14 protein-coding genes are annotated in these 13618 nt (G+C 57.5%); 5 read left to right on the top strand and 9 right to left on the bottom strand.

What is annotated here, in order from left to right; all coding sequences use genetic code 11:
* Positions 1–103 precede the first annotated feature (103 nt).
* Complete coding sequence (locus tag QUE89_RS05485) at positions 104–784, top strand: DUF2959 domain-containing protein (protein WP_286222214.1); 681 nt, start codon at positions 104–106, stop codon at positions 782–784.
* Between the two features lie 69 nt (positions 785–853).
* Here the strand turns inward: QUE89_RS05485 and QUE89_RS05480 are convergent, their stop codons facing one another.
* A complete protein-coding gene (locus QUE89_RS05480; protein WP_286222213.1) occupies positions 854–1810 on the bottom strand; it encodes an adenosine deaminase in 957 nt (318 codons plus the stop codon).
* Between the two features lie 181 nt (positions 1811–1991).
* Between QUE89_RS05480 and QUE89_RS05475 the strand changes: the two genes are divergently transcribed.
* The 4 genes from QUE89_RS05475 to QUE89_RS05460 all read left to right on the top strand — a co-directional run bounded on the left by QUE89_RS05475 (position 1992) and on the right by QUE89_RS05460 (position 5740).
* Positions 1992–2591: a TetR/AcrR family transcriptional regulator gene (locus tag QUE89_RS05475; protein WP_286222212.1), complete on the top strand. Its 600-nt coding sequence runs from the start codon at positions 1992–1994 to the stop codon at positions 2589–2591.
* Between the two features lie 20 nt (positions 2592–2611).
* Positions 2612–4237: a phytoene desaturase family protein gene (locus tag QUE89_RS05470; protein WP_286222211.1), complete on the top strand. Its 1626-nt coding sequence runs from the start codon at positions 2612–2614 to the stop codon at positions 4235–4237.
* A gap of 197 nt (positions 4238–4434) precedes the next feature.
* Complete coding sequence (locus QUE89_RS05465) at positions 4435–4884, top strand: pseudoazurin (RefSeq protein ID WP_286222210.1); 450 nt, start codon at positions 4435–4437, stop codon at positions 4882–4884.
* 124 nt (positions 4885–5008) lie between these two features.
* The gene (locus tag QUE89_RS05460) at positions 5009–5740 is read left to right on the top strand and encodes a 4'-phosphopantetheinyl transferase family protein (RefSeq protein ID WP_286222209.1); all 732 of its coding nucleotides are present in this window, start codon (positions 5009–5011) and stop codon (positions 5738–5740) included.
* On the opposite strand, the gene QUE89_RS05455 is transcribed toward QUE89_RS05460, so the two are convergent.
* The 8 genes from QUE89_RS05455 to QUE89_RS05420 all read right to left on the bottom strand — a co-directional run bounded on the left by QUE89_RS05455 (position 5737) and on the right by QUE89_RS05420 (position 13505).
* Positions 5737–6732: a branched-chain amino acid ABC transporter permease gene (locus tag QUE89_RS05455; RefSeq protein ID WP_286222208.1), complete on the bottom strand. Its 996-nt coding sequence runs from the start codon at positions 6730–6732 to the stop codon at positions 5737–5739. The genes QUE89_RS05460 and QUE89_RS05455 overlap by 4 nt on opposite strands.
* 2 nt (positions 6733–6734) lie before the next feature.
* Complete coding sequence (locus tag QUE89_RS05450) at positions 6735–7622, bottom strand: branched-chain amino acid ABC transporter permease (protein WP_286222207.1); 888 nt, start codon at positions 7620–7622, stop codon at positions 6735–6737.
* Between the two features lie 104 nt (positions 7623–7726).
* A complete protein-coding gene (locus tag QUE89_RS05445) occupies positions 7727–8938 on the bottom strand; it encodes an ABC transporter substrate-binding protein (protein ID WP_286222206.1) in 1212 nt (403 codons plus the stop codon).
* Positions 8939–9016: 78 nt separating this feature from the next.
* Complete coding sequence (locus QUE89_RS05440; protein WP_286222205.1) at positions 9017–9739, bottom strand: ABC transporter ATP-binding protein; 723 nt, start codon at positions 9737–9739, stop codon at positions 9017–9019.
* Positions 9736–10539, bottom strand: coding sequence for an ABC transporter ATP-binding protein (locus QUE89_RS05435; RefSeq protein WP_286222204.1), 804 nt, complete (start codon positions 10537–10539; stop codon positions 9736–9738). The genes QUE89_RS05440 and QUE89_RS05435 overlap by 4 nt, the downstream gene beginning before the upstream one ends.
* A 71-nt stretch (positions 10540–10610) precedes the next feature.
* Positions 10611–11438 (bottom strand): alpha/beta fold hydrolase, encoded by an 828-nt coding sequence (locus QUE89_RS05430; protein WP_286222203.1) that lies wholly within the window; start codon positions 11436–11438, stop codon positions 10611–10613.
* Positions 11439–11442: 4 nt separating this feature from the next.
* Positions 11443–11859, bottom strand: coding sequence for a PaaI family thioesterase (locus tag QUE89_RS05425; protein WP_286222202.1), 417 nt, complete (start codon positions 11857–11859; stop codon positions 11443–11445).
* Positions 11856–13505, bottom strand: a complete 1650-nt coding sequence (locus tag QUE89_RS05420) for an AMP-binding protein (protein ID WP_286222201.1) — start codon at positions 13503–13505, stop codon at positions 11856–11858. The genes QUE89_RS05425 and QUE89_RS05420 overlap by 4 nt, the downstream gene beginning before the upstream one ends.
* Positions 13506–13618: the final 113 nt, after the last annotated feature.

Here is a 13618-nt window from a genome sequence, read left to right as displayed (position 1 = left end):
AGTCGGCAGTTTCTCGAACAGCCGAATGGCAACGCCTACACTCTTGATCGCAAGAATTATCACTAATGACTTTCCAGCCCCTATGCCAATCGGAGACTCCTTCATGTCCATCCCTGTCACTGCAGTAACGTCATCCGGTACACGCAAGCTGTGGCCGTTGCTGCTCAGTGTTGCCCTGCTGGGCGGCTGTTCTTCGCTGTATTACAACACCATGGAAAAGCTCGGGTTTGAAAAGCGCGACATCCTGGTGGACCGGGTAGAAGACGCTCGGGACAGCCAGAACGACGCCCAGGAAACCTTCCGTTCATCTCTCGAGCGTTTTCAGAGCGTGGTGGATACGCCGGATACCGAGCTCAAGCAGCGGTATGCCGAGATCAGCGACGCCTATGACGACAGCAAATCGAGCGCGGACGATGTGCGCAATCGCATCGACGAAGTGGAAGAGGTTGCGGAAGACCTGTTCGATGAATGGGAGGATGAGCTTGATGAATATGAAAGTGCCTCTCTGCGGCGTAATAGCGAACAACAGCTCGATGAGACGCGCGCTCAGTACAGCCAGCTAATCAGCCGGATGCACAACGCCGAAGAGCGCATGGATCCAGTATTGGAGGCCTTTCAGGATCAGGTGCTGTATCTCAAGCATAACCTTAACGCCCAGGCGATCGGCTCGCTGGAGAACGAGCTGGTGAGTATCCGCCAGGACGTGGATGAGCTGATTCGCAATATGGAGCAGTCAATCGCGGAGTCCGAAGCGTTTATCAAACGTTTCCGTGAGGGTGGTTAACGCCCTCCCGACTGGCCGCTCAGACTTTGAGCGGCTGCACTAGGAGGTGGAGGGTTAAGGCGTTGAGAGTTAAGAGGTGGGAACCAAGGCTGCCTCAAAGCCATGGTTCGCCAACCTCTCTGCCTGTTCATCGGTCATCCCGAGTTGCGCTCTCAATGCCTCGAAGTTCTCGGTCATGTATCCCCCGAAATAAGCAGGATCATCGGAATTGACCGTGACTTTCAGGCCATCCTCCAACAGGTCCAGAATCGGGTGCTGTTTCAGGCTGTCATACACCTTCAGGCGAATATTGGACAGTGGGCAGACCGTTAGCGGAATCTGATCCTGGCGCAAGCGGTCGATCAGCGCGGGGTCTTCGGTTGCTCGCACGCCATGGTCCACCCGCACAACACCGAGTTCGTCGAGCGCTTCCCAAATGTAGCTGGGCGGCCCTTCCTCACCGGCGTGTGCCACCGGTAGCAGCCCCATGTCCCGGCCTCGTGCAAACACATTCTTGAACTTGGAAGGCGGATGGCCTTGCTCGCTGCTGTCCAGGCCGATGCCCACGAAGTGCTCGCGGAACGGCAGTGCGGCGTCCAGGGTATGTTGCGCCTCATCCTCACTGAGGTGCCGGAGAAAACACAGGATCAAGCCATAACTCAGTCCCCAATCGGCCTTAGCTTCTTTCAGGGCACGGGTGATGCCACCAATCACTGTTGCCATTGAAACGCCCCGGTCGGTATGGGTCTGGGGGTCAAAGAATGGCTCGACATGGGTCACATTCTGAGTCCGGCAACGGTCCAGATAGGCCCGAGTCAGATCGTAGAAATCTTCTTCCTGCAAGAGCACCTGGGCGCCTCGGTAGTACAAGTCGAGAAACTCCTGCAGGTTATTGAAATCGTAGGCTGCACGAAGACTTTCCACGTTGGCGTAGGGCAGCGCAATACCGTTGCGCTTCGCCAACCTGAACATCAGTTCTGGCTCAAGACTGCCTTCGAGGTGAATGTGCAGCTCTGACTTTTTGAGCGCGTTCAGGTCAAGGGACATGTGAGCCTCACTCCTGTAATGGGCATAGATTATCCAGCTACGCTATCACAATCCTCATGACTCCCAGCACCGCTAACAACCCGTATATTAATCCAACAGAATTCATTGACACCGGATCGTCCACTGTGATGTTATCACCGTTAACAATGTTATAACCGTTAACTTATTCTGCGAACAACCCATGGCCCGAACTGCTTCCTATCACCACGGCGATCTCCGCCAAGAGGCCAGCCTGCTGGCACTAGAGACGCTCCGTGAGCAAGGCGACACCGCCATCAGCTTGCGCGCGCTCGCCAAACAGCTTGGTGTCAGCGCACCCGCCCTGTACCGACATTTCTCGGATCGCGAAAGCCTGCTGGCAGAGCTTGCCGTCTCCGGCTTCGAAGAACTCAGGGAACGACTGTTGGCGGTGGATCAGCAGGTACCGCGCCGGGCGCTGATCGATATTGGCCTGGTCTATGTGGCGTTCGCCCAGGACGAGCCCAAGCTTTACCGACTGATGTTCGGTGGCCGGGTGTTGCCGAAGGAGGCCCACCCTCACCTGGATAACGCCGGCCATGGTGCTTTCCACGTTTTACAAGACACCATCGACCGGGCCCAACAGGCCGGTTACCTGAAACCCATGCCCCTGGCCCTGATGACCGCGGCAGCCTGGTCCCTGGTGCATGGCCTGGCGCAACTGACCATCGATGGCCACCTGCCGGCGGCCAACGCGGAACCCATGCTGGCCGAGGGCGTTCTCAGCCTGCTGCTGGATGGTTCCCGCTCTGACCTGACATAACAACACGAGGAAAACATCCCATGAGCAGCCCCAAACCCAGCACCATCCGCGTCGGCAAGCGCTATCGCGCCAAACGTTTAAATGGCCCCTACGACGCTATTGTCATCGGCTCCGGTATCGGCGGCCTCACTACCGCCGCCTGCATGAGCAAACTGGGCAAGAAAGTGGTGGTGTTCGAACAGCACTATACTGCCGGCGGTTTCACCCACAGCTACGATCGCAACGGCTACGAATGGGACGTGGGGGTGCACTACATTGGCGACATGGGCGCCGACCACACCCTGAGCAAGCGCCTGTTCGATCACATTACCGACGGTGAATTGAAATGGGCGCCACTGGATGACCGTTACGACCGTATTTTCCTGGGTGACCGGCACGTAGACCTGGTGGCTGGCCCGAAAGCCTTCAAAGCCGAGCTCAAGCAGGCCTTCCCCGGCGAAGAACAAGCCATCGATACCTACGTGAAGTATCTGCGCCAGGTTGCCAAAGCCATGCCTGGTCTGGTGGTTGGCAAGGTACTGCCGGATCTCGCCGCCGGCCCGCTGCGCAAAATCGTGGGCCGCGCCGCACCGGATTTTCTCAACAAACCCACCCGTGAAGTGTTGGAAAGCCTGACCAGCAACCAGGAACTGATTGCGGTACTGGCCGGCCAATGGGGCGACAACGGCCTGCCACCGGCAGAATCCAGCTTCATCATCCACGCATTGATTGCGCGGCATTACCTGTACGGCGGCTACTACCCCATCGGCGGCGCCTCCGAGATGGCCAAGACTATTATTCCGGTGGTGCAGCAAAGCGGCGGCGAAGTATTCACCTATGCCGATGTGAAAGAGATTCTGATCGAGAAAGGCAAAGCCGTGGGCGTGCGCATGGCCGATGGTGAGGAAGTTCGGGCGCCACTGGTGATCAGCAACGCAGGTGTATTCAACACCTTTGGCACCCTGCTGCCTGAGACGGCCCCTGAAAAAGATTTCTACCAGCAAAAACTGCAAACTGTGGAACGCTCCATGGCCAGCAACTGCCTGTACATCGGCCTGCAGGACACCGCCGAAAACCTGAAGCTTCCGAAAACGAACTACTGGATTTACCCTGGCCCCAACTATGAAAAGAACCTTGAAGAGTTTATGGCAGCGCCGGACAAAGCCGACATCCCGCTGACCTATATTTCCTTCCCGTCCGCCAAGGATCCGAGTTTCTCTGATCGTTACCCGGGCCGCGCCACCATCGAGATTGTCGCTCCCGGCCCCCACGAGTGGTACGCGGAGTGGGCTGACAAAACCTGGGGCAAACGGGGTGAAGAGTACGAGGCGGAGAAAGAAGCCTACGCCCAGCGCTTGCTGGCCAAGCTGTACGAGAAGTTTCCGCACCTGGAAGGCAAGGTGGACTACTACGAGCTGTCCACGCCGCTATCCACCGATTACTTCTGCCGCTACAGCAAAGGTGAGATCTATGGCCTGAACCACACCCCGGATCGCTTCGAGCAGGACTGGCTCAAACCCAAGACCCGAATCCCGGGGCTGTACCTGACCGGCCAGGACGTAATGACCTGCGGCGTGGTGGGTGCCATGATTGGCGGCCTGCTGACGACGATCGCAGTCAGCGGCCTGAAAGGCCTACCCCTGGCCAAGAAGATGTTCGTCGGTTAGATGTTCGTCGTTTAATGGGCGCTCTCAGTGCCTACCAACACCTTGTAGATACAGCACGGCAGCCCCGATCCACTATGGTCGGGGCTGTCCTTTTCCCATAAGCACATCCCCTTAATCGGATTCCAATCCTCGCACGCAATCCTTCCGTACAATCCCGAGATTGAGATAACCAACCAACCTTGCAAACGAGGTGTACTATGCGATTGAAGCTAAAACAGGCACTGGCTGCACTGGCAATTACTGCTTTCTCCAGCGGCGTATTCGCAGCAGAGCACGTTGTCGAAATGAAGAACGCAGGCGCTGATGGAGCGATGGTATTCGAGCCAGGCTTCGTGAAAGCCGAGCCGGGTGACACCGTGAAGTTCGTCCTGGTCGGCCAGGCGCACAACTCCGCCACCGTAGCAGCTCCGGATGGTGCCAGTGGCTGGCAGGGTGGTATCAATGAAGAGATTACCGTGACCCTGGACGAGGAAGGCGTATACGTCTACAAGTGCACCCCGCACGCTGCGCTGAACATGGCAGGCGTGATCCAGGTGGGCGAAGCCACTAACTACGACAGCGCCAAGGCTGCCGTGGCGGAGCTGACCGCTGCCGCGGCCACCAACAAAGATCGTCTTGAGAAGTACTTCGCGAACGTCACCCGGTAATTGCGACGTTGACGAGGCAAAGCCGCACCCCTGGGTGCGGCTTTTTTTTGGATAAGCTATGCTGATGGCGTTGCCCGAGCAGCGATAACACCCTATACCGCTTCAACTCCCGAGCCTTAACTGGATGTCCTTCAAAGCAACCCTACCTGCCTTTTGCACCGAACGGGACGACCGCCTGCCCTGGCCGCGTCCGCTGCCACACCTCCCCCTGGTCGCAGTGGACTTCGATTCAGACGGGCTTCAGGACCGGGACTTCGAACATTGCGGTATTACGATGCCCTCCAACCTTCACCGAGCGGTCGCCAAGCGCAAAGCCGAATATCTGGCCGGGCGATTGTGTGCGCGTGAAGCTTTGCGGAAGGCCATCGGGTTGGGCGCTGTGCCCGGTACGGGCGAGGATCGTGCACCCCAGTGGCCAGCAGGTAGCGTGGGGTCTATTACCCACAGTCATGGCAAGGCGGCGGCCATTGTGGGAGCAGCGCCCCACTACGCCAGCGTGGGCCTGGACCTGGAACACTTGATGCCGGATGAGAGGGCCCTGAAACTGACCGATCAGATTCTGACCAAGGCCGAGCAAGACCGCTTTGCGACCACTCTGACGGATACACCCGGGGAATTTCTTACGCTTGCGTTTTCTTTGAAGGAAACCCTGTTCAAGACGCTCTATCCGCTAACCCTGAAACGGTTCTACTTTGAACATGCGGAACTGCTTGGGTGGCAGGCCGATGGCACCGCGCGGCTGCGCCTGCTCACCGACCTGTCGGAGCACTGGTGCTGCGACCGGGAGCTGGACGCCCAGTTCGTAAACCGGGACGGCCAGATCCTCAGCCTTATCGCAATCTCGAAAGAGACTTAGCCCAGATTCTTTTTGAAGAACTTCTGGAGCTCACCAACGAAGCCGCTGCGGAACGCCAGTACTACCAGAATGAAGATGCCGCCGAGGATCGGATCCACCCAGTCGCGCAAGGCGCCCTGAGACAGGTGATACTCTACGTTCACCACGAAGGTGGCGCCAACCACGGGACCAAGCAAGGTGCCCATGCCGCCAACCAGAGTCATCAGGATGACCTCGCCCGACATGTGCCAGTGAGCGTCGTTCAATGACGCCAGCTGGAACACTACCGACTTCATCGAGCCCGCCAGGCCAGCCAAAGCCGCCGAAATCACAAACGCCAGCACCTTGTAGCGGTTCACGTTGTAGCCCAGTGAAACCGCTCTAGGTTCGTTCTGCTTGATGGACTTGAGTACCTGCCCGTACGGGCTGGAGACAATACGCTGAACCAGCAGGTAGCACCCCAGGAACACCGCCAACACGAAGTAGTACATGTTGAAGTTGTTATTGAGATCGATCATTCCCAGCAAGTGGCCACGGGGAATCCCGTGCATGCCATCCTCACCGCCGGTGAACTCCGACTGTACGAAGAAGAAGAACACCAACTGTGCCAGCGCCAGGGTCACCATGGCGAAGTAGATGCCCTGGCGGCGAATGGACAGCAGCGCAAAGGCCAGGCCCAGCAAGGTTGCAACCGCAGTACCCGCCAGAATGCCCATTTCAGTGCTCAAACCGGAAAAGTTGGTGAGCAGGTAACCGGTGGTGTAGCCACCCGTTGCCAGGAACGCGGCATGGCCGAATGACAACAGCCCGGTGAAACCGAACAGCAGGTTAAAGGCCACCGCGAACAGTGCAAAACACAGGATCTTCATCAGGAAGACCGGGTACAGCACAAACGGGGCGGCGACCAAAAGCAGGACCAGCACCGCGTTGAGTAACATCTTCTTGCGGCCATCGGCTTTCTGCTGTTCCAGGATGGCTTGATGAATCGCCGTCGAATCGAATGACTGGCTCATGATTACGCCTCCTTACCAAACAGACCCGCAGGCCGGAACATCAGAACTACCACCATGACCAGGAAGATCACTGCGGACGAAGCAGGCGGGTAGAAGGTTTTAGTGAGGCCCTCCACAACACCCATCAGGATGCCGGTGATAATCGCACCACTAATGGACCCCATACCGCCAATCACCACCACAGCGAACACGGTAATGAGAATGTGCGAGCCCATTACCGGTGTCACCGAGTAGATGGGCGCTGCCAGGACACCGGCGAACGCCGCCAGAGCCACACCAAAGCCATAAGTCAGACTGACCAGCAGCGGCACGTTGATACCGAAGCCCTGCATCAGCTGGGCATCTTCGGTACCGGCGCGCAGATAAGCACCGAGCTTGGTTTTCTCGATCATGAACCAGGTACCGAAGCACACCACCAGCGCGATGCCGATAACCCAGGCCCGATAGTACGGGAGGAACATAAACCCGAGGTTGATCCCGCCCTTGAAGAGATCCGGCATAGAGTAACGCAGGCCGGATACACCATAGATATTAGTCAGTACACCCTGCATCAACAGAGCAATACCAAAGGTCAGCAACAGGCTGTAGATGTGGTCCTGGCCGGCGATGCGGCGAAGCAGGAAGTACTCGATCAATACCCCGACCGCGCCTACCAGCAACGGTGCCATAAACAGGGCAACCCAGTAGTTGACACCCATTACATCGAACATAATGACGGTGACCATTGCACCGAGCATGTACATTGCCCCGTGGGCAAAGTTGATGATCTTGAGCAGACCGAATATGACGGCAAGCCCGAGACTCAACAGTGCGTAGAACGCACCGTTAATGACCCCGATCAGAAGCTGACCAGACAGCACAGCAAGGGGGACACCGAAAATCATGGACATGTTGCTAACTCCAGAAGCTGCGCAGACGGGGGCGCAAAGACCACCGCTGCGGATTCCGGGGACCCTCCGGCTCAATTCGCCGAAGGGTCCCCTGGGTTACGCTCTTACTTATTAACCAGAGGGCACTTGCTCTCAGAGAGCGGACGGTAAGCTTCTTCAGCCGGGATGGTGCGCAGGATCTTGTACAGGTCCCACTCGTTCTTGGACTCGGCCGGAGTTTTAACTTCCGCCAGGTACATGTCGTGCACCATGCGGCCGTCTTCACGAATCACACCGTTCTTGGTGAACATGTCGTTGATTGGCGTGTTCATCATCTGCTTACGAACCGTTTGGGCATCGTCAGAACCAGTGGCTTCGATGGCCTTCAGGTACTGCATGGTGCTGGAGTAGACACCGGCGTGAATCATGGTCGGACGTGCGCCGGTTTCTTCCATGAAGCGATCAGACCAGGCACGGGTCTCGTCGTTCATGTCCCAGTACCAGCCAGTGGTCAGCTGGATACCCTGGGCGGCTTCAACACCCAGTGCTTTCACGTCGTTCAGGAACAGCAGCAGCGCGGCAAGGGTCTGGCCAGACTGGGTCAGGCCGAACTCACTGGCGGTGTTGATGGCGTTGGTGGTGTCGGCACCGGCGTTCGCCAGAGCAACAACGTCTGCACCTGAAGCCTGGGCCTGCAGGATGAACGATGAGAAGTCAGGTGTCGGGAACGGGTGACGCAGGGTTCCGATGATTTCACCACCGTTGGCTTCAACCACGCGAGTAACGTCGCCTTCCAGAGCATGGCCGAAAGCGTAATCGGCGGTCAGGACGTACCAGGTTTTACCGCCCTCTTTCACCACGGCACTGGCGGTACCGTTAGCCAGCGGGTAGGTGTCGTACACATAGTGAATGTGGTTCGGGGTGCAGTGCTCGTTGGTGATGCTGGAGGCCGCAGAACCGGAAACGATACCAAGGCGGCCGTTCTCTTCCAGAATGTCACTCACCGCGATGGAAACGGATGAAGCGACAAGGCCGGCAACCAGATCCACGTCTTCGTTCTCAACCCAGCGACGCACGGTGCTGGAGGCAACGTCGGCGCTGTTACGGTCGTCGGCGCTGACCACTTCAATCTTGGCGCCATTCACTTCACCGCCGAAATCGGCGATGGCCATTTCCATGGCTTTCAGGCCGTTCGGGCCGGCCAGATCACGATAGGTACCAGACATGTCCGCCAGGTAGCCGATCTTTACGGTATCGTTGGAAATTGCAGCCTGGGCACCAGTAGCCATCATGGCTGAGGCAACGGCTGAGGTCAGAAGCTTTTTCATCATTGTCATTGTTGTATCTCCGCTACTGTGTTGCGTTGTTTCAGGTTTATTTTTGCTTTTTAACGCTCGTTCTTTCCTATTTCTGGGTCATACCCCCAGATAGCTATCCAGCACCGACTGCTTGGCACTCAGTTCATTGGCACTGATTTCTTCCACAATCTGCCCGTGCTCAACGACATAATGCCGGTCAGCCAGGGGCGCTGCGAAATGAAAATTCTGCTCCACGAGTACGATCGTCAAGCCCTTTTCCTTGAGCTTGGTAAGAACATGACCAAGTTTCTCGACGATTACCGGAGCCAGGCCCTCGGTGATCTCATCCAGCAACAGCATGTTGGCGCCGGTGCGCAGGATGCGGGCCAGGGCCAGCATCTGCTGCTCACCGCCAGACAGCTTGGTGCCTTGGCTGAAGCGACGCTCGTACAAGTTGGGGAACATGGTGTAGATTTCTTCCAGGCTCATACCGCCACTGCGCACAACCGGCGGCAGAGTGAGGTTTTCCTGGACACTGAGGGCCGAAAAAATGCCCCGATGTTCGGGGCAGTAGCCGACACCTAATCTGGCAATATGGTGCGGGGCGCAAGACATCGTCTCCTCCCCATTGATCATGATGGAACCGGTGCGACGACCCACCATGTTCATGATCGATTTGAGGGTAGTACTGCGGCCTGCACCATTACGGCCAAGCAACGTAACCAGCTCACCCCGGTTCACCACCAGATCAATGCCGTGGAGGATGTGGGATTCGCCGTAAAAAGAGTGCAGCCCGGAAACCCGCAACTGTTCGTATTCTTTCTGCTGGGCCTGGCTCATTCTGCCGCCTCCGCTTCGCTGGCTTCAGACGATGAGCCACGCTCACCACTGGAATCTGTCCCCATATAGACTTCCCGAACCCGTGGGTCGGCGGATACCGTGTCGTAATCACCCTCGGTGAGCACCGCGCCCTGGGCCAGCACAGTAATCCGGTCACACAGTTTGCTGACCACGCTCAAGTTGTGTTCCACCATCAGCACGGTACGGCCCTGGGCCGCCTTGCGTACCAGTTCCACGACCCGGTCAACGTCTTCGGCGCCCATACCCTGGGTTGGCTCGTCCAGCAACAGCAGCTCCGGCTCCATCGCCAGTGTGGTGGCGAGCTCCAGTGCCCGCTTGCGGCCGTAGGCCAGCTCAACGGTGGTTGTGTTGGCGTATTCCGCCAGACCAACCTGATCCAGCAGATCCATGCAACGCTCATTCAGCCGGTTCAGGCTGGCTCCCGATTTCCAGAAGCTATAGGAGGTGCCTTCAAAGCTCTGCAGCGCCACCCGGATATTCTCCAGGGCGGTCATGTGCGGGAAAACCGCAGAGATCTGGAAGGAACGCACCACGCCTTTGCGAGCAATGGCCGCTGATTTCAGGGCGGTGATGTCGTTGCCGTTAAACAGGATCTGGCCGCGGGTGGGGATTAGAAACTTGGTGAGAAGATTGAAAACGGTGGTCTTGCCGGCGCCATTAGGACCGATAAGGGCATGGATGTGGCCTTTCTGAATCTTCAGATTCACGTCGTCGACTGCAACAAAGCCCTTGAACTCTTTGACAAGGTTGCGGGTCTCCAGAACGTACTGTTCACTCATGAGCCAGTCTACCTTTGTTATTGTTGTACATTTGAACTAGTTTACAGAGTAAATTGACGTCTACGTAAACGTCAATGTCTATTTTCGCTTTTCACCGGTTCTGGACTTAGCAAAAAGTCGCAGACGCACTCTAAAAGCTCGTCCGGTTTTTCAAGGTGCGGCGAGTGACCCGTGTCTGGCATAAAGAGTGGCTGGGCAGACACCCCAATGCCCGCGACGATTTCGGTGACCTGTTCAGGCACCCCGTATTCATCGATCTCCCCTTGAATGATCATAGACGGACATTGGATGCCCGCCAGCCAATCACTGAAATCCAGTGACTCATCAAACGCCTCATCCAGCCACACCGTATGCCAGGCCCGGAACAAATCGTCGGTCCTCGCACCGTGGTAGCGCTGGAGTTTCTCGCGCAGATCGGTGGTCTGATAGCGATCCATCATCTCGGTGATGCCATCAACCGTCAGCCTGTCCGCGTAGGTGTGGGCCGCCATGGTAATCAGCGCATGAGCTCGCTCGCCCAGCGCACCGGCCGCGATGAGGGCGATTGAGCCACCGTCGCTGTGGCCGATCAGCACCACCTTGTCCAGGCCCAGCTCATCCAGCAGGCGCGGTAGAATGACTGCACCTTCCCGCTCCTGATATCCGTAGGGCCGTGGCAGCTCCTCATCGGAAGAATTGCCGTAACCCAGGCGGTTATAGATCAGGGCATCATAACCTGTGGCCTTGGCCAGGCGTTCAGGAAACTTGCGCCACAAGGCGATGCTGCCCAGGGACTCGTGCAGGAATACCAGCGTGGGCCGCGGGGATTGGAGCGGCGAGCCGGGGTCAGCATGGGTGATGCGACGCACTTCCACATGGATGCCGTCACCCAGAGGTACTATGGAGTCTCGGATCTGCATGGCTTTACCGTTCAGGCGGGATGGAATACGTCATGGTGGAATGAGCGACCGGCTCTTCCGCACCTTCGGAATAGACGAGTACCTCGCCCACGCCCATGGTCCGGCCAACTTTCAGCATGGTGGCCCGAGCCCATATTGGTTTATGGGCAACGGGTTTGCGCAGAAAATTAATGTTGAGATTGGTAGTAACCGCCAGCGGCACCAGCCCAATTTTGCTCAACAGAGCGGCGTACAGGGTGACATCTGCCAATCCCATCATCGCAGGACCAGAGACGGTGCCTCCGGGCCTCAGGTGCTCCTCATCCACGCACAGCTTCATTTCCGCCCAGCCATCACCGAGCTCCTGCAGAGTGCCAAAGGCGGCACCCTGCGGAAACTGTTCGTCGAGAAACGCCTGCAGTTCCTCAAAGGTAATGATCATGCGCCGGGCTCGTCCTTGGCGCGATTGCGCAGCACGAAGCGCTGGATCTTACCGCTGGGAGTCTTCGGCAGCTCGTCCACAAATTCGATTTCACGCGGGAAGGCGTGGGTGGACAACCGGCGGCGCACCAGCTCCTGAAGTTCGTCTTTCAGAGCCTGATCGTCCGCCGGCGCCTGATCGCTTTTCACAACCACGTAAGCCTTGATGATGGAGCCACGCTTCTCGTCGGGCTTGCCCACCACACCGGACTCGGCCACGGCCGCGTGTTCCAGCAATGTGCTTTCCACGTCGGCGGGGCCAACGCGATAACCCGCAGTGGTAATGATGTCGTCGTCCCGGCCACTGAAGGAGTAGCAGCCGCCGCCGTTGTTAATCACCATGTCACCGGTCAGGTAGTAGCCTTTCACGAACGGATCTTTCTCGCCCCAAGTGTAGCCGTCGAAGTGGAACAGGGGTGAGGCCGCAACATCTACCGCCAGCTGACCGACTTCGCCCTCGCCTACTTCCTCGTTCTTTTCGTTCAGTGCCACCACCCGGTGCCCGGGCGATGCAAAGCCCATAGAGCCTTCCTTAACCGGGTGCTCCAGGCCGTGGAAGTTGCAGCAGGTCATGCCGGTTTCGGTCTGGCCGTAGTGATCTTTCACTGGGCAGAAATGACGGTTCTTGATCCAGTTCACCACTTCAGGGTTCAGCGGCTCGCCGGCACTGCTGGCAACCCGCAGACCCAGATTCTCGCCTTCCGGCAGCACGTGGTCATTGGCCTTGAGCAAACGGTACGCCGTGGGCGCCGCCGCCAGGTTGGTGATCTTGTACTTGCGGATCATGTCGTAGGTGGATTCCGGAGTGAAACCGCCCGGATTGAAATGAGTCGCGTGGCCCATCAGCAGCGGGCCCACCACAGCATAATAAAGGCCGTAGGCCCAGCCCGGGTCAGCTACGTTCCAGAACACGTCGTCGTCGCGCAGTTCAATGGCGTACTTCATGTACACGTAGAACGCCAGCAGAGCCTTGGCGGGCACCGCCACACCCTTGGACTTACCTACGGTACCGGAGGTAAACATCTGCAAGAACGGATCATCGCCGGTCACCATCACCGGTTCGAAATCGCTGGACTGAGCCGCCAGGGTTTCCTCGAAATCAGGAATGTCGGCATCAATGTCTTTGGCATTCACACCCACCACTGGCGGACAACCCTTCACGTCCAGCAGCTTTGGGAAATTCTCGGGGTTGGTCACCACCAGCTTGGTGCTGGCCCGCTCAAAGCGGTACTCAATGGCGCCGGAACCAAAGGCAGTAAAGAGGGGCTGGTACACCGCACCTGCGCGCAGAGCGCCGGCAATCACAATCAGTAGTTCAGGGGTGCGTGGCAGCAGTGCGGCTACCCGGTCACCCTTGCCGATGCCCTGGGCCTTCAAATAGTTGGCAAAACGGGCAGAGGCTTCTTTCAATTCCGCAAAGGTCAGTGCGCCGTCGCCACCGTCCTCTTTTTCGTAGTAGAGCGCCACTTTCTGGGGATCGGTCGCCCACTTGTCGACAATTTCGTGGCAAACGTTCAGGCCGCTGTTCAGGCGGCCGTCCAGAACCTCCGCTTCCAGTGCGGCAGGATCAAAACTGTTGTAGACGGCAGTGTATTCCGGGAGGCTCATTTTCAACTCCTGTTGTTGTTGTCGTTAAGTCCACGAGTTTCAGGTTTATCACAGGGTTCACTTTACGTAAAGGTAAACTTTAGACCAAAACGACCCAAAATCCAGCCATTTTA

Source organism: Marinobacter sp. LA51, assembly GCF_030297175.1.
In the GTDB taxonomy this organism is placed as follows: Bacteria; Pseudomonadota; Gammaproteobacteria; order Pseudomonadales; family Oleiphilaceae; genus Marinobacter; species Marinobacter apostichopi.
Note: the sequence above shows the minus strand (reverse complement) of the source record. Positions and strands in the feature narration are given on the sequence as shown.